Origin of the sequence: Leptospira neocaledonica (assembly GCF_002812205.1) — a bacterium.
Classification (GTDB): domain Bacteria; phylum Spirochaetota; class Leptospiria; order Leptospirales; family Leptospiraceae; genus Leptospira_B; species Leptospira_B neocaledonica.
In genome coordinates this window covers 162,386-182,805 of record NZ_NPEA01000007.1, presented here as the reverse complement: position 1 = coordinate 182,805, position 20,420 = coordinate 162,386, and the positions used below count along the sequence as shown (strand labels likewise).

Sequence of the window (20,420 nt, the reverse complement as noted above, 5' to 3'; positions counted from 1 at the left end):
GTGAAATTATACAAAATAGCGATTTTAGAAGATGATCCTGTATTTGCGAGTCAGTGCAAAGAAAAATTAAAAAAATTGAATAGAGTCACCAAGGTGGAAGTTTATAATTCTGCCGAGGAATTTCCTAAGGACAAGGAAATCGTATACGATTTAGTATTCGTGGATATAGATCTTCCTGGTAAAAACGGATTGGATTTTATTTTAGAAAGATATTCAGCAGATTCTAAAACAAATTTCGCGATCCTATCTGCATTTGAATCCGAAGAGATATTATTCAAGGCATTAAAAGCGGGAGCAACCGGATACATATTAAAAAAAGATGTAGGAGATATCCAAGAAAAAGCGGAGATACTTCTGGAAGGGGGAGGGATACTCTCTCCAGGGCTTGCTGCAAGAGTCATTCATTCTTTCCGCAAAACTTCCCATAAGGAAGTGGAAGTGTTGTCCAACCGAGAAAAGAAGGTATTGGATATGATCGTGGATGGTAAAAGAACCAAAGAAATTGCAGCTTCCTTAGGCACTAAAGAAGGAACAGTCCGAGTTCAAATTAAAAGTATATTCAGAAAACTGCATGTAAATTCTAGATTGGAATTGGTGAGAAAGTTCTCCTAAACTATGGGATTTTTATATCACTTCACATTTTTCAGTAGTTGTTTAGCTTTCTTTTGTGCGATCGCTCAGATAGGCCATTCTAAACCTTCTGAAAAAAGAAGTATAGTAGCCTGGGAATTTTTTATTGTAGGATCTTTTTTAATCCATTATCCCTATGTTCATTCTCCTCTTTTCGTAAAATTTCCCTACTTATACTCCTTTCATCTTCCTATTTTACTTTGGCTTGGGCCGCTCTTATCTAGATCTCTTTTACTTTTTATGGAAGAAGATATACCGAAATATTTATCTTCTCCCTTACATTATCTTCCCGGGTTGATTTCAATTTTTTTGTATTTGCCTTTATTTTTGGAAAGTCCCGAAGAAAAAATCAGGATCGCTCAGAATTATATCCGGCCATTTCCATACAATTGGGGCCCGTTTATTTCCATTCTTCATTTGGGGATTTATATAATTTTAACGATTCGATTTTTGTTTAGGGATTTTAGATTTCGAAAATTCTTGGAAACTAAAAGTTTAAGAATCGTTATTCTATTATTGTTAGGAAGCTGTTTACCCGCGCTCGGTGGGGTTCTAATTTCTTTCGGAAATGTAGATGTCGGTTATTTTGTTACCTATTTCTTTCTATCCTTATTAATTCCCTGTATTTTGATCTTACAACTTCGGTATCCGACCTTGTTCGAAGATGTAAAACAAATCATCCGAGAAGAAAGGAAATACAAAACTAGCCAACTTGGAAAATTAAGCCTGGAACAAATTAGAGCGGATTTAAAAGAATTGTTCGAGATCAAAAAAATATATTTAGATGATCAAATCTCCTTAAGTTCCGTTTCCGAAGAATTAAAAATTTCAAAACATCAACTCTCGGAATATATGAATACCCAAGAGAATCGATCTTTTAGCGAATTTGTAAATGAATTCAGATTGGATCATTCAATTCTCTTAATGAAAGAAAAATCGGACTGGCCGGTTTTAAAAATCGCTTTCGAGTCCGGATTCCAATCTAAATCCGCATTTCACGATGCTTTTAAGAAAAGATTTAAACTCAGTCCCTCCGAGTACAAAAGAAAGAAAATTTCAGTTTGATCATCCTGGACCTGAAAACCGATCCGGTTTTATCAAACCGGACGACTTAAATCTAAAAAACCCGTATCCTGAAACAGTGATGTTTCACGAGTGAGGTTATGTATGGAATCCTTAGTATTCTTTTTTGCTAAATTAAATGTTTGGCAGAAGGCGGGAATTCTTTTGATAGAGTTTGTATTTTTTTGGTCTTTGGAATCTGCTTTCGGTGTTTTTAAAACCGGAAAATATAAACATGCAAAGATCAATTTATTCTTTTGGGTTTGGACTCTGGCGATTAATTTAATTTTTGCAGGTTTAATTACCGGTGCCAGTGTATTTGTAGAAAAGTATAGATTGGGCTTATTGTACCTATTCGAATTACCTTTTTATCTTAAGATAATTTTTTCATTTATTCTTACGGATTTGATTGCCGTTTATTTTCATCATAGATTGGCGCATAGAATTCCGGCGTTTTGGAAATTGCATATAGTGCATCATTCGGATACTAGAATGGACTTCACTACTTCTTTAAGACATCATCCATTAGAAGCGCTGATCCGAGTAGGATTTACGGTTTTAGCAGTGATTCTTGTAGGCGTTCCGACAGAAAGTTTAGTACTTTACCAAGCGATTACTTTTTTATTCTCTCAATGGATCCATTCCGATAGTGTTTTGCCTGAGTTTTGGGAAAGAACAATTTCTAAAATATTTATCACTCCCGGATTGCATAAGGTTCATCATCATAAAACACTTCCTTGGACGGATTCGAATTATGGGACTGTGTTTTCTTTTTGGGATCGGATTTTTGGTACGATCCGATTCAAATCCGAAATTGAATTCGGAGTGGATGTTCTTCCCGATTCGGAAGAAAGAGAAAAAAGTCCGATCCGACTTTTGCTTCTCCCTTTTAGAGCGGAAAAGGAAGGGTATATTGACAAAAGCAAAAGTAACACAAATATTGTTGCTTGGAACCCGAAGGAAAATATTCAGAATTCTTAATGTTCTGTTGAGAAATCTAGATACACTAGATTTCTCATTTCACCTTTTCCCACCAATTTTCGAAAATAAGGTCTTTTTGTAGATCCAACCATTCTCCCGGTTTAGGAGTCGCTAAACGGACACTATTTTGATCCGCTCCTTGTTTAGTTCTTAGAATAGGTTCATCCCAAGAATGAATTGCGAGATTGAAAGTGGCCCAATGTACAGGAAGCATCGTTTTACCTTTTAGATCTAAATGAGCTTGGACTGCACTTTCAGGGCTCATATGAATTCCTTCCCAAGTCCAGTCATATGCTCCGACCTTAATAGATGTCAGATCGAAAGGTCCTAACTTTTTGCCGATCTCAATAAAATGAGGAGAATAACCTGTGTCCCCACTATGGAAAAATTTATGTTTAGGTCCGACTATACTCCAAGAAGACCAGAGAGTGGATTTCCCATTGAATAAACCCCTTCCAGAATAATGAACTGCAGGTGTACAGATAATTTCAATATTCTTAATATTTCCTTTCTCCCACCAATCCAATTCTATGATCTGATTGTCCGGAATTCCCCAGGATTCCAAATGAGCACCAATACCTAAGGGTACGAAATATTTTGTGCCCTTCTTCGCTAAAAATTGAGCAGTGATCATATCCAGATGATCGTAATGATCGTGGGAGATAACAACCGCATCTATATTAGGAAGTTCTGATAGTTCTAACGGTAAAGGAAAAAGTCTCCCTGGTCCGACACTTTCGAAAGGAGAAACTTTCCCGGAAAAGACGGGATCAGTGAAGATACGTATCCCATCTATCTCAACTAATACGGAAGAATGCCCGAACCAAATTGCTCTGAGTCCCGGTGCGACAGGATCTGAAAAAGTTTTTAAATCCGGTTTTTGGACAGGTAGGGGAGAAGGCGGTATCCTCACTTCCGAACCGAAAAGTTGTCTTTTTATAACACCGAAATACGCTCCGGAACTAAGCATTGGAACAAACGGATCGTTTTCGAACTTACCATCACGGAACATCTTAGAAGTTTTCATTCTTTCCAATCTAGTTCCGTTTGGGCTTCCTCCGAAGGAACTCAAACAAGCAGTTTGGCATAAAACCAATAAGAATAAACCGAATAGAACAAAAGAAGTGTAAATCGTGACTTTCTGGGCTTTTTTACCGAACATAAAACTCTCTTTGACGAAGGTCCTACAAGATCTTATTTTCAGGTTTTTTAAAATCAGAAAATATGAGTTAGCCGACTTTTTTGGGAAGAAGTTTGACAAGATTTCCAGAGCATCTATGATCTGTGCCCTTAGATAAAGTACATCGATCCGGTAAATTTGGTATGCAAACTTATTTAGAAACTCCTTCCGAATGTTTTTCAGATATAAAGGATTATCCTTTTTCTCCTAATTATATTTCCGTAGGAGAATTCAAAATGCATTATGTGGACGAAGGCCCCAAGAATGCAAAAGAAACAGTTTTATTATTACATGGAGAGCCCAGTTGGTCTTATCTTTATAGAAAAATGATCCTTCCTTTATCAGAAAAAGGTTATAGAGTGATTGCACCCGATCTGATCGGTTTCGGAAAATCGGATAAACCTACGGATCTAAAAACTTATACTTATAAAAACCATGTGGAATGGCTGAAAAATCTGATTACAGGGTTGGATTTACAAAACATTACACTCTTTTGCCAAGATTGGGGAGGACTTTTGGGTTTAAGAGCAGTAGCAGAATTGGATTCTCATTTTGTTAGAGTATGTGCCGCGAATACATTTTTACCTACAGGAGATATTCCTCCTAAGGAAGATTTTTTAAAATGGTTACGTTTCTCCCAAGAAGTTAGTAAACTTCCTGTAGGAAAGATCATCCAAAACGGATGTGTAAGTAAATTAAGCCCGGAAATCATTCATGCCTATGATTCTCCTTATCCGGATGAATCTTATAAAGCGGGAGCTAGAAAATTTCCCACTCTTGTTCCGATCTCTCCTGATAATCCGGAAACGGAAAGGAATCGCCAAGCTTGGATGTTTTACAAGAACTTCAAAAAACCTTTTATTACTATGTTTAGTGATTCGGATCCGATTACAAAGGGTGGAGATATATTTTTTAGAAGAACTATCCCGGGCGCAAAAGGTCAGAAACATACTGTAATCCAAGGAGCAGGACATTTTTTACAGGAAGAAAAAGGTGAACTACTTGCAGAACTTCTTTCTGAATTTATCCAGAACAATCCGTAGTTAGACCTTCTGTTTAATAGATTTTGCATATTCGGAGACTATTTTCAGAAAGTTTGGATTTTCTAAAAATTCTTTGAATAGATCGAATTCTTTTTTTAGATTTTCGTAAAGATTTCCTTGGAAGAAATTATTCGAGATTTCTTTTTCGGCTCGGATGAGTTTGGGATCCCATTGGGAGAGCTTCTCCAATACTTTTAAACCTTTTGCGATTGAATCACCTTCTGTAACGACTTCGTCTATAATTCCTAATTTCAATGCGTCTTGAGAGCGAAGAGGGTCTCCTAGTAATGTCAAAGATAATGCTTTGGTAGGGCCTACTTTTCGGGCTAAAGTGGTGATCAAAGGTGGACCTCCGAAACGAATTTCAGGTCGGAATAAGAATGTTTTCTTTTCCGCGAGAATATAATCTCCTGAGAGTGCTAAATCGAAACCTCCCGCAGAACAAAAACCTTTTAATACACATACCAAAGGTTTGGGAAAAGAATAGAGTTCATAATGATATTCTAAAATACGATGACGGAAGGATTGCAGTTTAGTTTCGACTACTTCTTCCAGATCGTATCCGCTACAGAAGTTTTTGCCGTTTGCTCCTAAAAGGATTCCTCTGATTTGAGGATCTTTTCTGGACTCCGAAAAAACCGATTCTAATTCGTCTCGGATCCTGATATTTAAAGCATTATTGGATTCTGGACGATTTAAAAGTACAACCAACAGTCCGTCCCTATTTTCCAAACTTAGATGTTTATAATTCATAGAGAGCTGTGATAAGGTTTATTTCTAAAAATTCAAATGAAAATGGATTCTTTTTTTATGGAAATTCGGTAACCTTTTTGGTTCTGAGAAGAAACTAAAGAAAACGGAAAGGAGCCTATTATGTTATCTAAGATCCGATTTTTCGCACTTATTTTAGCCGCTTTAACTCTTGGAATGAGATTTGCGCATGTGATGGAAGCCGCACCCAAATTGCATTGGGAAGCGGACCTGTATTTTCAAGTCCAGACTAGTTTGTATAAATATTTTGCGATCATAGGCCCTATCGTGCAAATAGGTTCCATTCTTCTTATTTTTACAATCGCTTATTTTTCAAAGGGGACAAGGTCTTTTCGTTATACTGTTTTGAGCGGGGCCTCCTTTATTTTTTCCTTAGGAGTTTGGTTTTTGTTTGTGGCTCCGGCTACTTCTCAAATTAAAGAATGGACAATCACTCATACTATTCCTGAACATTGGAATAATATAAGATCCGCTTGGCAATTCGGACAAGTAGGGGCATTCAGTTTCGACTTTCTTGCGTTCTGCCTTTTGGCGAGTTCTGTTCTCTTTTCAAAAGAAGATTCCATTCAAAAATCTTAATCAAAGGAATAGCTGGCTCCTAATAATATTGCAGGGATATCCGATCTTAAGGAATGTTTGAATTCGTTTACTCGGATATCATCTTTGGAGAATACCGCATGATTAAAGTTCCAGTCCGCAGAACCTCCATTATAAACTCTTACAGGAAGATAATATAGAAGTGTAAAATCGAATTTCCATTTTCCGGTCGAATATCCGAATCCACCGGAAACTAGATCCTGAACCATGATACCTGCTTGTAGTGCATTCGTTCCTTCCGATCTTAAAACTCCGGAGTTATGCCTTGCGCCTAATCTATAAGTCCAATCATTTACAATCCATTCTCCGCCTATTCCCAAAGCCCAAGAATCGTGATAACTTAAATTTTGGGGGATCACATTCGTTTGTCCGAATGCAGTTGGAAACAAGGGTGCTGCCAGTGTTTGTTTGTATGTAGAAGTATAAGAAGAATAATTATAATATAAAGCGTCTATTCCGATCTTGAATGTATCTGTTCCATAAGAAAAACCTAAACCATGTCTTTCCGGAACTGCGAAAGTCGCAGACACTCCTGTCCTACTCGGATAAGAACCCACTTGCATACTTCCATCCAAAGGGATTTTCGCGGAGGTCTGGTAAGAATAAGCAATTTTTAAAGTTTCGGTAATCTGGTAAGTAGTCCCGAAAATCCCACCGAGTGCATATGCGCTTTTACTTCTGTAGTCAAAACCTTGGCCGGGCACTTCAATTGTCCCAGTAATATCGTAAAACTTTTGATAAGCAATCTGTCTGGAATAAATTCCTTCCACTCCGAATGCTATAGAAAGCCCGCCAATCTTATAAGAAAGTGCATGCGTGGATTTGACTAGATAAAAAGTAGAAGAATAGCTCTCCTGTATTCTTTTGGAATCTCCGATCGGACTTGGGAGTTTCATTCCTGACCAATCGTTCAAACTTTGGCCGTTAGGTGTGATCCTTGTGAGTCCGGAAACTTCTCCATTTCCTCCTCCCGGTATGTAAATTCCTCCACCGTAAGTCCATTTTTCGCCGAGAGGAATTCGGATTGCGAAATATGGGAGAGGGGCAAGCACATTATAAGATTCTGAATTTTCGTAGGTAAGATTCGGGTCCGGATCCAGGAATCTGTCTTTGTATACTGTACGGATGTACGGTAATGAAATTCCAAACTCCAATTCTTTTCGGTTTTTGAGACTTAAGTTTGCAGGATTGGTCCCTATATCCATAGGAGATCCCCCTATGGCCAAATTCACTCCTCCCATACCGCCGTATCTAGCGTTATGAGAAGGCTGAAAAAGTCCTACAGCTTCTAACTTAGGAGCTAGGAAAGAAATTATAGCCAAGATGAATAGTGAGAATTTTTTGCGAACTCTAGATCCAAAAAGCATGCTTCAAGGAATTCGGTACGGTTTTTTTTACAAGTGCTTTCTTTTTAAAATTCAAAATATAAAACTGGCGCATTCCTGAGAAGAGGCTTTAATTTAGAATGAATTCGAGCGAGTTACGCGCATTACGAAAAGAAACTGATCCATTGGCGGACGAGATTGTCACAAAGTATTTTACTGAATCTGCTTTTGACAGACAGAAAACGATGATCTTTTTCGACGCTCTTTCCAAGAACTCGGATCCGATTCCTTCCGGTCTGCCTGACTATCTTGAAAAATATTTCTACGAGACGGAAGATCTCCCTTCTTGGGCTGACAAGAACAAGATCGCGAAAGGCGAGCAGTTATTCGCCACTTATGGTCCCCAGATCCTAATGATGCTTTGTGTGAAGTCTCTTCCTATGGCGTACTCTTGCGGAGATGGAGCACAGGTACTTTACAAAACCGGAAGATTAATAGAACAGAATGGAGTAATCGATGGGGTCAATCGAAGACTCATGGAAACCACTCAATTTGTGATTTCTGTTGCTCAGGAGAATGGACTGGGTCCGCAGGGTAAAGGGATCCGTACCGCACAGAAAGTCAGATTAATGCATGCATCCATTCGTTACTTCCTTGGAAAAGGAAAAGATTGGGATCCTGCTTGGGGACAACCGATCAACCAAGAAGATATGGCTGGAACTCTGCAGTCTTTTTCCAGTCTGGTAATCGAGGGTTTAGCACAATCTGCCTTAAAGTTAACTCAAGAAGAAAAAGACGCATACATTCATCTATGGAGAGTGGCGGGACATTTTATAGGAGTAAAGCCTGAGCTTTGTCCCGAGGGATATGATGTCGCACATTCTTTAGGTGAGTCCATATTTAACGACCAACAGAAACCTTCAGATGCGGGCAAGATACTTGCAAAATCTCTGTTGGACTTTATGGAATATATGCTTCCAGGAAATTTATTCGACAGTCTTCCAATATTTTTTCTGCAAACGTATATGGGACAAAAAACAAGCGAAGTGTTAGGCATCGGGTGGCCTCCTAAAAATCCTTTAGGGTTTTTTATGGAAAAGATCTTTCAGGATGTAGATACTCATGTAGACGGCGATGAGGGATTCGGAAAGTTAGTCGCTTATTTTGCTTCCAAACTTCTTTTTTCTATGGATCATTTTTATTACGGCGGAAAAAAAGCCAGGTTTTGGATTCCGCCTTCATTAAGAGAGAATTGGAGACTATAAAGGATGAGTTTTTGGCAGACCTTAGCAACGGATCCGGAATATTTCGGACGTTATACTCTATTTGAGAATATTTGCCTGCTTTTAGGTGTGGTTTTCTGGGCCTATATGTATGCAGTTCTTCTAATAGAACCTTTTAAGAAAAAATTCGTCGAGATGCCCGTTTTTATCGCCTGCGGGAACATTATTTGGGAATTATTATGGGGATTTTTCTTTAAAGAACCCATGGGTGCGATATTACTCTGGGGCTATAGGCTCGGATTTGTATTGGACATAGTGATTTTCTATCAGGTGTTCCGATTCGGTAAAAAACAAATTTCCTTGCCATTGTCGGATAAGGGATATAAATTCCTTCTGGGCATTTTGGTGGTGTCTTGGGGACTATTGATCTATACTTTCTATAAAGGAGGTTATGATCTTTTTACCGGATCCAATTCGGCTTATATTTTAAGTCTGATCATTTCGGTGATGTATCCGATCCTTTTCCTAAAAACCGGCAATCCGAGCATGTTCTCATATTCGGTTTCTTGGGCAAAATTTTTGGGGAACGGGTTCTTTACGATCTTCATCTTCCTATACTTTCCGGAGCAGTACTTTGTTCAGACATTGAGCGGACTCGGAACGATAGCCGACATATACTATGTTTGGATCTTTACGCGCCAAAAGTATTCGCCCTCTAAAGTGTGAACTTTAAAATTCAGTTCGGGTGGGATTCGGGACCGGCTTTCGGTTTCGAAAAAGATAAAATTGGAGACTATGCAGGATTTGTCCACAGACAGAGTTCCTTATGAATTGGGGGAATTGCTGTACGAGGACAGTTTTTCCCAAACTTATAGAGGAAAATTCGGTCGGGCTAGAGAACCAAAAATTATTCGGATACAAAGACCGGAGGGGAAGGAAACCTCTTCGGTATACTTTTTAAATGAATTCGAATTGGGAAAACTAGTCAGCGATCCTGGCATTCTCAAGCCGGAAGATATGTTCGAAAATTCGGACGGTATTTGTCTGGTATATGAAAACATTCCTTCTAAACTTTTACACCAAAGTTTGGCGGGATCTATTTCCCTAGAAACTTTTTTAGAGATAGCTTTAGCAATCACAGAAAATTTAGTTAAGTTACATTCTTTCGGTATCGTTCATAATCAAATTTCTCCGCGGGCTTTTTTCTATAATCCGGATACTGGAGAAACTAAATTGGCCTGGTTAGGGGGAGCCTCCCTTCTTCTTTCTGAAAAAGGAAGTTATGCTCCTCTTAGATACACTTTTGACATTCTGCCATATTGTTCTCCGGAGAATACCGGGAGATTAAATCGTCCGGTTGATTTCCGATCCGACGCATATTCTTTAGGCGCATTATTTTATAAAATCATCTCCGGGACTCCTCCTTTTGAAACGGAAGATCCTTTGGAGATGGTTCACTATCATATCGCAAGATCTCCCGTTTCTTTAGTGAAGAGGAGAGAAGATGTCCCCGCAGCGATCTCAACCTTGGTTGACAAATTGCTCTCAAAGATGCCGGAAGAAAGATACTTCTCTCTGGAAAATCTGATACATGACTTAAAGAGTATTAAGGATTCTTTAAAGTCTAAGCGTAAATTGTCGGAGTTCGTTCCGGGGGTTTACGAAAAGAAGGTAGGTTTCCGAGATTCTCCTAGGATCTATGATAGAGAAAAAGAAAGAAAAGAGATCGAATCCGGTATAGTGAATGTAACTAACGGAAGAAGGGCCGCTGTATTTATCGGAGGCAAATCGGGTACCGGAAAAACGGCGCTAGTAGAAGATGCGATCACATATTTGGATATCTATTCCGTAGTCCTTTTGCGAGGTAAATTCGAAGAAGATAAGAAAGAGATCCCGTATTACGCTTTCCGACAGATCATGGACGATCTTTTAAGAAGGATCCTTCAGAAAAAAGAAGAAGAGATCATCTTACTTAAGAATTTTATAAAGGAAACTCTGGGAGATAATATAGAAATCCTGACCCAATTCTTACCTGATTTGGGAAAAACTTTAGGAATTGAAATACCTGCAAAAACGAATAAGAGGCAGAAGGACGAAAAGATACTTTTTGCAGTCGCTCTAAAGTTTTTGACTCTTTGTTTTGATCGAAAAAATCCTGCCATCATTCTTGTAGATGATCTTCAATGGGCGGATTCCGCTTCACTTGCATTACTTGAATTTATTTTGAATAGCGAAGATTGGGAAGGATTACTCTTTGTTCTTACTAGTCGTTCAGAAGACGCGGACTTTTTTCCTAATATCAATGTAAAACAAGGTTCTTTGGGTTTGGATTTGAGAGAGATTCGACTCTCTCCTTTAAACGAACATAGCGTTTTTAAATATGTATCGGATAGTATCCATGTTTCCGCAGAGGATGCGAATCGACTTGCAGAAGTCCTTGTTTCAAAAACAGGGGGCAATCCTCTATTTTTGCATCAATTCTTAAGATCATTATACGAGGAAGGTTGCTTAAGTTTTGATCCAAAAACAGCTTATCATAGAGTTGATTGGGATAGACTTTTACAAAGAGCAGTTACGGATAACGTTCTAGACTTATTTTTGGATAAAGTGGGAAAACTTCCAGACGAAACCTTGGAGGTTTTGAGGGTAGGAGCCTGTATAGGTGCCAAATTTGATCTAAAAGATATGTACGATTTTTTCAAGACCAAGCCGGGGGTCTTGTCTAGGGGAATACGAGAGGCAATTAGAGAAGGGATCGTATTTTATAGAGAATCCGGAAATATGTTATTTCCCGCCTTACAATATATTTCCCATAAAAAGATAGAAGAGTCCGGCATGTATTCTTCTCTGTCCGATATTCAATTCCATTTTTCTCATGATAGAATGATCCAAAGCATTTTGGATGCGACTGATTCTACTGAAAAAGCTAGAATTCATAATACACTTGCTAAGTTATTGATAGAGCGTGAAAAAATTTCCGGCGGATCCGAACAAGTTTTGGATATTGCAAACCATCTTTTGCGCTCTAGAGAATTGTATACAAACGGTCAGGAGAATGAAGATTTCTTCCATTATACAATACTTGCCGGAAATTCTGCGAGAGCCGGCGCCGCTTATGAATCATCCTATTCTTTTTTTAGCTTACTTGCTTCTCAATTAAAAGACTCCTATTGGCAGAAAGACAGAAAGAATGCGATTCATATTCTAAAATCGCTCGCAGAATCTGCATATTATTTATCTAGAAGAGAAGAAGCGGAGAAGATCGTATCCGACTTACTTTCCAAATTGCCTAGTCCTTCCGAAAAAGCGGACGTTTATCTGATGCAATTGGAAGTGATGAACGTCTATAACGATTTGGATTCCGCATCCAAGATTGGGATTAAGGCATTACAATCACTCGGGATAGGTTTTAAGGAAAAGCCCGGCTTTTTAGCCGTATTCGGCGAAGTGCTGAAGATGATCTTCTATAGTAGAGGAAGATCTCCCGAAAAATTAGTAAATGCGAAAGACAGTAAGGATCCGTATAAAACAGAAGCCTTAAATATACTAGTCAACCTTCTTAATTACGGCAAACATATGGATATGAAGGTGATGGCTTATATTTATTTAAAGCTAATCAATCTTACATTAAAAGAAGGGAATGCTCCTTTTAGCTTTTTCGGATACGCAGGATTCGGTTCCATATTACTTTCTATCAACGGAAATTTTCAACAGTCCATGAGATATTGGACCTTGGCTGAAAAGATATTAAAAAAGTTTAAATCGGATGAACTTTACGGAAGGTTTGTGTTCGGTCGGACCATTCTTCTGGATTATTTCATGTATCCTTTCCGTTCCATAGTGGATTACACGGAAGAAGCATTTCATAAATGTATGCAGTATGGGGATTATCTTTGGGCGGCTTTTGCACTTTTTTCCCAAAATACGAACCAATTATACTCAGCGGAGAATTCGATCTCTTATAGAGAGAAGATCAAAGAAAATTTAGAAAGGGGAGCCAAACTAAATTATGATATTTTGATGATCCTTTTGCATTCTTCCGATTCTTATTTAGATCGTTTAGAGGGGAAATCTACTGAAACCGTTCGATACAAAGAGGATCTCTACACGGATAGGGAATTCGAGTCCAAGGTTTTAGGAGCCGCTGGGAATGGAACTGCTAATTCCTGGTACGCTACGTTATTTGGCTCCCTCGCGTATTTATCTGGTTATTATTTAGAAGCAGAGAGAATTTTCAAAAATTACCATTCTGATCTGGAAAAATCCAGGATCATGTTCATTTACTCCGAGTATAGATTTTATAGATCCTTAGGCCTTCTGAAATTACGTAAGAAGAAGCTGAAGCTGACTGAAAAATTCTTCTTTAGATATTCATTATATTTATTTAAACTTTGGGCGAGGATCTATCCGCCAAGTTTCCAATTATTTTATTTTGTGTTGGCGGGACTTTACGAAGATTACGCGGGAAGAAAGGAAAGTGCATCCAAATACTTCGATATGGCGATGCAGCAGGTAGAATCTGAACCTAATGATTTCAGAAAGGCCGTAGTTTACCAACATATTGCCGAATGGAATATAATACAGGGTAGGAACTCGTACGGAAAATTTTTGATGCAAAATGCTGTTCGACTCTACGGATCTTGGGGAGCAAAATCTATCGTAAATTTACTCAGAGACGAATATGGAGAATTACTTCGCCCTCAAGGAGCGCCGAAACGTTCCGTGGAAAAAATCCTGGCAGACTCTATTCATTCCAACTCTTTTAGTTTGGATTTAAGAACCGTGCTTAAGGCTTCTCAAAGTATTTCCGGGGTGATCGAATTAGGTGAATTACTCAGACAGCTTATCCGGACTATCATGGAAAATGCAGCGGCCACTCGAGGTTTTTTGATCCTTCCTCAAAACAAAGAACTGTTTTTGATGGCGGGTTCAGATATAGAAGAACCGGGATTTTTACCTAAACCAATTTCACTAGACGATTCTGGGCATCTGCTTCCGTTAGAAGTAGTTTATTTCTGTTTTCGTTCCGGACAGAAGGTTTTGATTTCAGATGCAGCAAAGGATTCTTTTTATTCCGTCAATCCGTATGTCAAAAGAAGTAAGCCTAAGTCCTTATTGTGCATGCCGATCACAAAACAAGGAAGAACATTATGTGTTCTTTATTTAGAAAATCGACTTACTGCAGGGATTTTCGATGAACATAGATTAGAAATTCTGGAAATTCTTTCCGCTCAGGCTGCAATTTCATTAGAAAATGCAAAGTTATACGAAGATATTACTCGGATGAATTCCGAACTAGAAAGAAAGGTAAACGAAAGAACTGAGGAATTGGCCAGATCTCTTTCGATTATCAGAAAGGATATGTTGTATTCCCAAAAGATCCAAAGAAGTATTCTTCCGGAACTTAAAAATATTCCGGGCCTGAGATATTCTGTTAATTATCTGCCCATGGATGAGGTAGGTGGGGACTTCTACGATATATACAAATTAAATAATGGAAGGTATAGATTTTTCTTGGCAGATGCTACAGGCCACGGTGTCCAGGCGGCCTTGGTGACAATGGCTATCAAAGGAGAATATGAAAGTTTAAAATCTTCTTTGGAAAAACCGGGAGAAATACTCTCCGGATTGAATAATTCTATTTTAAATAAATATAAAACACTCTATTTTACCGGAGCAATCTGCGATGTGGATCTATCCGAGAAAAAAGTATATTTTGCTTCGGCAGGTCATATCTCCCAATTTTTAATACGATCTTATAACACGGAAGAAATGCCCAAAACGGGAGCTATTCTAGGATTCGTGAAAGATTATCCGTACAGGACTGAAGAATATAAAATAGAATCCGGAGATAGGATCTTTCTTTTTTCGGACGGAATCTACGAACAGTTCGATGAGGATAAATCCGAATACGGAGAAGAAAGATTTTTGCATTCTATTCGGGCGAATGCTCAATTTGAACCTCAGGTCCAAGCGGAAAGGATACTCTCCGACCTCCAATATTTTATTTCTAAAACCTCCATCCAAGATGATATCACTCTTTTGATCTTGGATATAGATTGATCAATCTTCTTATTATCGCTTGCGTTTTGATTCTGTAAGTTTCAGGATCGCAATTAGTAAGCTTTCTCCCAGGACATTCTTAATTGCTCGGCCTTTTCGTTATTCTATATATCGTTGTCACTATTTCGATCGGAGCATTTGCCTCTAGATATGTTAATAGTTCCCAAGACTATGTATTAGCAGGAAGAAGACTTCCGCTTGTGCTTGCATCTTCCGCTTTATTTGCCACTTGGTTCGGGTCGGAAACATTAATGGGTGCTTCTTCCAAGTTTGTGGATGGAGGGGTCTTGGCTGTCATTGAAGATCCTTTCGGAGCAGCACTTTGTCTTTTTTTGGTAGGGATATTTTTTGCGAAGCCATTGTACAGGATGAATATTCTTACATTCGGTGACTTATACAAAAATCGATTTGGTCGTAAGGTTGAATTCCTTTCTGCATTATTTATGATTCCTTCCTACTTCGGGTGGATTGCTGCTCAGTTGGTTGCGATGGGAATAGTTATCCATTCCTTGTTCGGATTCGATATGTATGTCGGAATACTTTTAGCATCTGTTGTGGTATTGATCTATACTTATATTGGGGGAATGTGGGCGATCTCCATTACGGATTTCTTACAGACCATCTTGATTATTGTAGGGCTTTTAGTTTTAGTTTGGGATCTACAAGATAAGGCGGGTGGATTTGAAACAGTCATCGCAACTGCAAAGCCTGGATTTTTTTCCTTCTTCCCTCCATTAGAAACAGAAGCGGTCCTTGCTTATATCGCCGCATGGATGACGATTGGATTGGGTTCTATTCCTCAACAGGATATTTTCCAAAGAGTAATGTCTTCTAAATCGGAAAAGGTCGCTGTGTATTCTTCTTTTTTGGGCGGAGGAATGTACCTAACTGTTGCATTTCTACCTTTGCTTGCAGGATATTTTGCAAGGAGAGTGTATCCTGAGATCGCTGCCGGGGATAATCAGATGATACTTCCTCATGTTGTATTAGTACATTCTACTTTATTTATACAGATTCTATTTTTCGGAGCGTTACTTTCGGCGATTTTAAGTACTGCTTCCGGCGCGATTTTGGCACCTGCATCGGTTTTAGGAGAAAATTTGATCCGTCCTACTTTGAAAAATCCTTCCGAAAAATTATTACTGAGAGTGATGCGTTCTTCAGTATTGATCGTAACAATTGTTTCTACAGGAATGGCGCTGAGTGAGACAAATATTTATCAGTTGGTCGCGGACTCATCCTCCATCAGTTTAGTTTCTCTTTTTGTTCCTTTGGTTGCTGCCATTTTCTGGAAAGAAGCGAATGCGAGCGGGGCAGTCTATGCTATGTTTTCTGGGATGATCGTTTGGTTAGGCCTGAAATTTTTCGGACCGCAATGGTTACCCCCTACAATCCCCGCTTTAGGGGTCAGCTTTTTAGGACAGTTTTTGGGAAGATATATTAGAATTTCTTTATTCGAGTCGGAAATGGAATTAAGCGGAGACTCTGTTCCTTCCGGCGGCCTTTGATTCGTACAATTTCTTGTCTGCAGCTTTGAGGAAGTCTTCCGGAGTCTCGTCTCCTTCTCTTGTTGCGACACCGATACTTACAGTAATTGTCCAAGGGATCTCTTCGAAGGTTTCGGTTTCTATTCTGGCTCGGATTCTTTCTGCTACGAATTTTGCTCCTTCTATATTCGTATTGGATAATACTACGCAGAATTCTTCTCCGCCATAACGGGCTGCCACGTCACAATCTCTTACTAATCCTGATAATGATCTTCCGATAGTTGCGAGCAGTTTATCTCCCACTTGGTGCCCTAAGGAATCGTTTGCCTTTTTGAAATGATCTAAATCGAGTAGAAGGACCGACAACGGAAAATCGTATCTTTTAGACGCGGCCAAAAGGGTGCTTAAAGATTCCATTAAATGCCTTCTGTTAAAAAGTCCAGTTAAGGAATCCTTATGAGATAGCTCTTTTAGATTTTTATTAGATTCTTCTAATTGTAATTGCAGAAGGTTGCTTTTTAAACGGGTACCTTCTACATTAATCGCTGCTCCCATACTTGCAATGGAGAATGCAATAATAGGGGTTACAACGGAGGAAGTTAGTTCTCTTTCTATCATATAAGAATAACCGAATGAAAAGAAGAGCACATTTACGAAGACGATGGCTAGATAAGTGGCAAAACTTGCCCTTAAGAAAAGTGGAAGAAGAAGTAATCCGAAACAAAAAGCGGAATAATCGGAGGTATGATACTGATCTACTAAGGTTGCGAAAGTAGTTGTGAATGTAAGTATTCCGACATACCCGATCATGGCGAAGTATGAAAGTTTTTTACCTTTTATGTCCTTTAAGGCGAGAACGGCCAACATCAAACTGGAAAACAAAGCAGAACTTCCAAAGCTCACTCCGTACAAGAATTGAAGATGTCCACCATCGGGAGTTCCCGGTGAAAGTATATTTTGAGTGAAAAGAATACAGGAAATTAGAAGGGAAAAAATACTAAGGATCCTGACGGACTTGTCATTGTCTAGAGTACGAAGTCTACGGATTTCTCCGGATTTCGAATAAGAAAAGTCTTCCGAAAGGTATCTTCTGAGTTTCATAGAGGATATTCAGATAGACGAATGAAGATTTATGTTTATACGCTTCTGAGAGAGGAAGTGAAAAATCCGAATAACAAAAATCGAAAAATTATTTATTAAGTTAGGAAAGAAACTCGGGTGCCGATTCGTCATCCAAATCCGCATTACAATTGCCTCTCTATAATTTCAGAAATTTCTTGAACTAAGTTCTAGGTGATTATTCGAATCTATTTAATCTCCAAACTTTGTAAGAACAAATTTATATGAGTAAAATACGGAACTTCTAAAAATTTATCTCTTTATAACTCGCGTAAAAAAATCTGGTAAGTATATGGAATCCGTAGCTTCCCTTCCTCGGACAAAAATAGTTCGTCATGAATTGTTCCTGATCCTACTTCTTGCGAGTATTCAATTCACCAATATCATGGACTTTATGATCATGTTCCCGCTTCAGGATTATTTTTTGAAGCAGTTCCAGATCGATACTGCAATGTTTTCCTTAGTCCTTTCTTCTTATTCTTTCGCCGCCGCAATTGCTGCTTTGATCGGGGCAAACTTTATAGATCGTTTTAATCGTAAGTCAGCCGCAATCTTTTTATATGTAGGGTTTTTGGTAGGAACCGCGCTTTGCGCGGTTGCAAATACGTATTCCTTTCTTCTTTTTGCAAGGATCATTGCCGGGATTTTCGGTGGAATGGTCAGCGGGGTCATTCTTTCTATCATAGGTGATGTTTTCCCGATCGAAAAAAGAGGGAAGGCGATGGGCGGAGTGATGGGTGCATTCTCTGCTGCCTCCGTTCTGGGAGTTCCTTCCGGTATCCGTATTGCGATGAGCTCGGGTTGGAATTATACCTTTGCATTTATCGTACTTTTGGGCCTTCCGATCCTGGTTCTGGCCATTCTATATTTGCCTAGTCTTCCTTCTAAAATGGAAAAACAGAAGGTTGCGGACTTCAGCCAATTAATCAATGTTCTTTCTAAGAGGGACCATTTAGTGGCTCTTGCGTTTTTTATGAGCGTGATCTTGGGCGGGTTTACTGTCGTAACTTCGATCGCCGTTTTTATGGAGAGGAATATGGGCTTCTCCAAGACTCAGGTCAGTCATATCTACGAGATAGGCGGGATCTGCACCTTTGTTTCTTCCTGGATCGTCGGATTCATGTCCGATAAGTTTGGAAAACATAAGGTTTTTCTGATCCTAGTTCTTCTCGCTTTACTTCCTATACTTGCAATTACCCATTTGCCTAAGGATCTTCCGGTATACATGGCGCTCGGAGTTACGACAGTTTTCATGGTCCTAGTATCCGGTCGGGTGATTCCTTCTATGGCGATGCTAACTTCTGCCATTCGCCCTGAGGTACGAGGAAGTTTTATGTCTGTGAATTCCAGCTTACAAAGTGTGGCCACAGGTATTGGAGCACTTCTCGCGGGAGCGATCTTGGTCCAATTGCCAAATGGAACTTTCGAAAGATTTGATGTAGTAGGTTACTTCGCGGTCGGTTTCAATCTTCTCGCTCTCTATCTTTCCAGAAAGGTGAAAATAGTTTCCTAAGTCTTGGTTTAGGAACTTGCTTTTGAAATCCGTAAAAAAATACGGACATTTCTTGACTTTTTAATGCGACAGAATACTGTCTGGCCACACGTTAAAGGAGGTGGTTTAGTTGAGTAGCGACAGTTGCAGCAAGAAAATGACCTGTGAGGTGGCTGAGCAATAGCCCAGGCCCCTGCAAAATGGCCCTCTTGGACCTATTGCAATACCATCAGACCACTGGCCTTTCTGAGTTCCGAGAATTGGTCACTTTCGGGCATTTAGCATAGCTAGACGCAGACACTCAGAAGGTTTTAATTCCTTCCTTTTTAGATTTTGCTTAACTCGGGGAAATTCTCCTGAGTGAAATCTGTAGTAACTTCGACGCAAATTCCAAAATCTCAGTCCATTCTTCCAAACCTTAAGTTCGTATTAGCTGCTGATATCCGCGCTAGAGTGAATTTGTGTAGAAATTGTCGAAGATACTACAAAATTCCAAATCAATATTCCGTCTTGAAATTTACCTGCGAAACCTAAGACTGACTCCGGCAGGATTTAATTTGGAATGAAGCGGGCTTTGGTATTATCCGGTGGAGGCGCTCGAGGAGCATATCATGCCGGGGTCCTAAAATATTTAGAAGAAATCGGATTCAAACCGGATATAGTCTGCGGAACTTCCGTTGGAGCGATCACCGCTTCCGCATTAGGTTGCGGAATGGATGCAGCTAGGATCATACAACTTTGGAAATCCATCGAAATCCAAAAGGTGATGAAATACTCCATCTGGAACGATTTTCTGGACCTAATCTTCCGTAGGTTTTCTCCACTCGCGGACACAACTCCTTTAAAATATCTACTTTATTCTCAATTAGATTTTCGTAATATGCGAAAAAATCCGATGGAGATCATCATCACCGCGGTGAATATACTTACCGCCGAATTGGTCTTTTTTGGGAACAAGGATATAGATATAGAACATGTGATGGCTTCTTCTGCCATACCTTTGATCTTTCCTTGGCAATATGTGGATGGAAAACCTCATTGGGATGGGGGAGTGATGGCGAATGTTCCGATCCTCCCAGCGGTAGAAAGAGGCGCAAAAGAGATCGTAGTAGTATTGTTGTCTCCTGTGGGAGGAGTGAATATGGGACTTCCACGGAACAGAAGGGACGGACTCGAGAGAGTTTTCGAACTTTCTTTGATCGGATCCTTTCAGACTATCATGGCAAACCTGCAATACCAAAAAAAACAAAAGGATAATAAGAAGAAGGGATTCACTAAATCCTTATTGTCTTTCTCCGAACCTGAAAAAACGGATTATAAGATCAGAGTGATCGGCCCGAGGACTTCTCTCGGTTTCGGAAGTATATTAAATTTCTCTCAAGTGCAAGCGGATTATCTGATCAGCCGCGGATACGAAGACGCTAAGATTCAATTCGGGGAAGATTAA

15 protein-coding genes are annotated in these 20,420 nt (G+C 39.3%); 11 read left to right on the top strand and 4 right to left on the bottom strand.

Annotated features, from left to right (window positions below):
• The 3 genes from CH365_RS13830 (at window position 1) to CH365_RS13820 (ending at window position 2,673) form a co-directional block, all read left to right on the top strand.
• Complete coding sequence (locus tag CH365_RS13830; RefSeq protein ID WP_100769159.1) at window positions 1-612, top strand: LuxR C-terminal-related transcriptional regulator; 612 nt, start codon at window positions 1-3, stop codon at window positions 610-612.
• A 3-nt stretch (window positions 613-615) separates the two neighbouring features.
• Window positions 616-1,695 (top strand): helix-turn-helix domain-containing protein, encoded by a 1,080-nt coding sequence (locus tag CH365_RS13825; RefSeq protein ID WP_100769158.1) that lies wholly within the window; start codon window positions 616-618, stop codon window positions 1,693-1,695.
• Window positions 1,696-1,797: 102 nt separating this feature from the next.
• A complete protein-coding gene (locus CH365_RS13820; protein ID WP_100769157.1) occupies window positions 1,798-2,673 on the top strand; it encodes a sterol desaturase family protein in 876 nt (291 codons plus the stop codon).
• Window positions 2,674-2,707: 34 nt separating this feature from the next.
• On the opposite strand, the gene CH365_RS13815 is transcribed toward CH365_RS13820, so the two are convergent.
• Window positions 2,708-3,835, bottom strand: a complete 1,128-nt coding sequence (locus tag CH365_RS13815; RefSeq protein WP_100769156.1) for an MBL fold metallo-hydrolase — start codon at window positions 3,833-3,835, stop codon at window positions 2,708-2,710.
• Window positions 3,836-3,996: 161 nt separating this feature from the next.
• On the opposite strand from CH365_RS13815, the gene CH365_RS13810 reads away from it, so the two are divergent.
• Entirely contained in the window at window positions 3,997-4,896 is a 900-nt protein-coding gene (locus tag CH365_RS13810) for a haloalkane dehalogenase (RefSeq protein WP_100769155.1), read from the top strand.
• On the opposite strand, the gene CH365_RS13805 is transcribed toward CH365_RS13810, so the two are convergent.
• Window positions 4,897-5,649 carry an enoyl-CoA hydratase/isomerase family protein gene (locus CH365_RS13805; protein WP_100769154.1) on the bottom strand — a complete coding sequence of 251 codons (753 nt, stop codon included), beginning with the start codon at window positions 5,647-5,649 and terminating at the stop codon, window positions 4,897-4,899. It lies immediately after the preceding gene.
• A gap of 120 nt (window positions 5,650-5,769) precedes the next feature.
• On the opposite strand from CH365_RS13805, the gene CH365_RS13800 reads away from it, so the two are divergent.
• Window positions 5,770-6,246: a hypothetical protein gene (locus tag CH365_RS13800; protein WP_100769153.1), complete on the top strand. Its 477-nt coding sequence runs from the start codon at window positions 5,770-5,772 to the stop codon at window positions 6,244-6,246.
• Here CH365_RS13800 and CH365_RS13795 read toward each other — a convergent pair.
• Complete coding sequence (locus CH365_RS13795; protein WP_100769152.1) at window positions 6,243-7,631, bottom strand: OmpP1/FadL family transporter; 1,389 nt, start codon at window positions 7,629-7,631, stop codon at window positions 6,243-6,245. The genes CH365_RS13800 and CH365_RS13795 overlap by 4 nt on opposite strands.
• Window positions 7,632-7,729: 98 nt before the next feature.
• On the opposite strand from CH365_RS13795, the gene CH365_RS13790 reads away from it, so the two are divergent.
• From CH365_RS13790 to CH365_RS13775, 4 genes are all read left to right on the top strand, one after another.
• Complete coding sequence (locus CH365_RS13790; RefSeq protein WP_100769151.1) at window positions 7,730-8,854, top strand: oxygenase MpaB family protein; 1,125 nt, start codon at window positions 7,730-7,732, stop codon at window positions 8,852-8,854.
• 3 nt (window positions 8,855-8,857) lie between these two features.
• Window positions 8,858-9,538 carry a transmembrane-type terpene cyclase gene (locus tag CH365_RS13785; protein WP_100769150.1) on the top strand — a complete coding sequence of 227 codons (681 nt, stop codon included), beginning with the start codon at window positions 8,858-8,860 and terminating at the stop codon, window positions 9,536-9,538.
• 69 nt (window positions 9,539-9,607) lie between these two features.
• Window positions 9,608-14,875: a trifunctional serine/threonine-protein kinase/ATP-binding protein/SpoIIE family protein phosphatase gene (locus tag CH365_RS13780; protein ID WP_208861212.1), complete on the top strand. Its 5,268-nt coding sequence runs from the start codon at window positions 9,608-9,610 to the stop codon at window positions 14,873-14,875.
• A gap of 83 nt (window positions 14,876-14,958) precedes the next feature.
• Entirely contained in the window at window positions 14,959-16,383 is a 1,425-nt protein-coding gene (locus CH365_RS13775; RefSeq protein ID WP_100769148.1) for a high affinity choline transporter 1, read from the top strand.
• Here CH365_RS13775 and CH365_RS13770 read toward each other — a convergent pair.
• On the bottom strand, window positions 16,348-17,463 hold the full coding sequence (locus CH365_RS13770; protein ID WP_100769147.1) for a GGDEF domain-containing protein: 1,116 nt from the start codon (window positions 17,461-17,463) through the stop codon (window positions 16,348-16,350). The genes CH365_RS13775 and CH365_RS13770 overlap by 36 nt on opposite strands.
• A 310-nt stretch (window positions 17,464-17,773) precedes the next feature.
• Here CH365_RS13770 and CH365_RS13765 point away from each other — a divergent pair, with 310 nt between their 5' ends.
• Window positions 17,774-18,994 (top strand): MFS transporter, encoded by a 1,221-nt coding sequence (locus CH365_RS13765; RefSeq protein WP_100769146.1) that lies wholly within the window; start codon window positions 17,774-17,776, stop codon window positions 18,992-18,994.
• Window positions 18,995-19,535: 541 nt separating this feature from the next.
• Complete coding sequence (locus CH365_RS13760; RefSeq protein ID WP_100769145.1) at window positions 19,536-20,420, top strand: patatin-like phospholipase family protein; 885 nt, start codon at window positions 19,536-19,538, stop codon at window positions 20,418-20,420.

Excerpts from the sequence above, each read along its gene's own strand:
- CH365_RS13825 (WP_100769158.1), top strand. The coding sequence starts at position 616 with ATGGGATTTTTATATCACTTCACATTTTTCAGTAGTTGTTTAGCTTTC.
- CH365_RS13820 (WP_100769157.1), top strand. The coding sequence starts at position 1,798 with ATGGAATCCTTAGTATTCTTTTTTGCTAAATTAAATGTTTGGCAGAAG.
- CH365_RS13815 (WP_100769156.1), bottom strand. The coding sequence starts at position 3,835 with ATGTTCGGTAAAAAAGCCCAGAAAGTCACGATTTACACTTCTTTTGTT.
- CH365_RS13810 (WP_100769155.1), top strand. The coding sequence starts at position 3,997 with ATGCAAACTTATTTAGAAACTCCTTCCGAATGTTTTTCAGATATAAAG.
- CH365_RS13805 (WP_100769154.1), bottom strand. The coding sequence starts at position 5,649 with ATGAATTATAAACATCTAAGTTTGGAAAATAGGGACGGACTGTTGGTT.
- CH365_RS13800 (WP_100769153.1), top strand. The coding sequence starts at position 5,770 with ATGTTATCTAAGATCCGATTTTTCGCACTTATTTTAGCCGCTTTAACT.
- CH365_RS13795 (WP_100769152.1), bottom strand. The coding sequence starts at position 7,631 with ATGCTTTTTGGATCTAGAGTTCGCAAAAAATTCTCACTATTCATCTTG.
- CH365_RS13790 (WP_100769151.1), top strand. The coding sequence starts at position 7,730 with ATGAATTCGAGCGAGTTACGCGCATTACGAAAAGAAACTGATCCATTG.
- CH365_RS13785 (WP_100769150.1), top strand. The coding sequence starts at position 8,858 with ATGAGTTTTTGGCAGACCTTAGCAACGGATCCGGAATATTTCGGACGT.
- CH365_RS13780 (WP_208861212.1), top strand. The coding sequence starts at position 9,608 with ATGCAGGATTTGTCCACAGACAGAGTTCCTTATGAATTGGGGGAATTG.
- CH365_RS13770 (WP_100769147.1), bottom strand. The coding sequence starts at position 17,463 with ATGAAACTCAGAAGATACCTTTCGGAAGACTTTTCTTATTCGAAATCC.
- CH365_RS13765 (WP_100769146.1), top strand. The coding sequence starts at position 17,774 with ATGGAATCCGTAGCTTCCCTTCCTCGGACAAAAATAGTTCGTCATGAA.
- CH365_RS13760 (WP_100769145.1), top strand. The coding sequence starts at position 19,536 with ATGAAGCGGGCTTTGGTATTATCCGGTGGAGGCGCTCGAGGAGCATAT.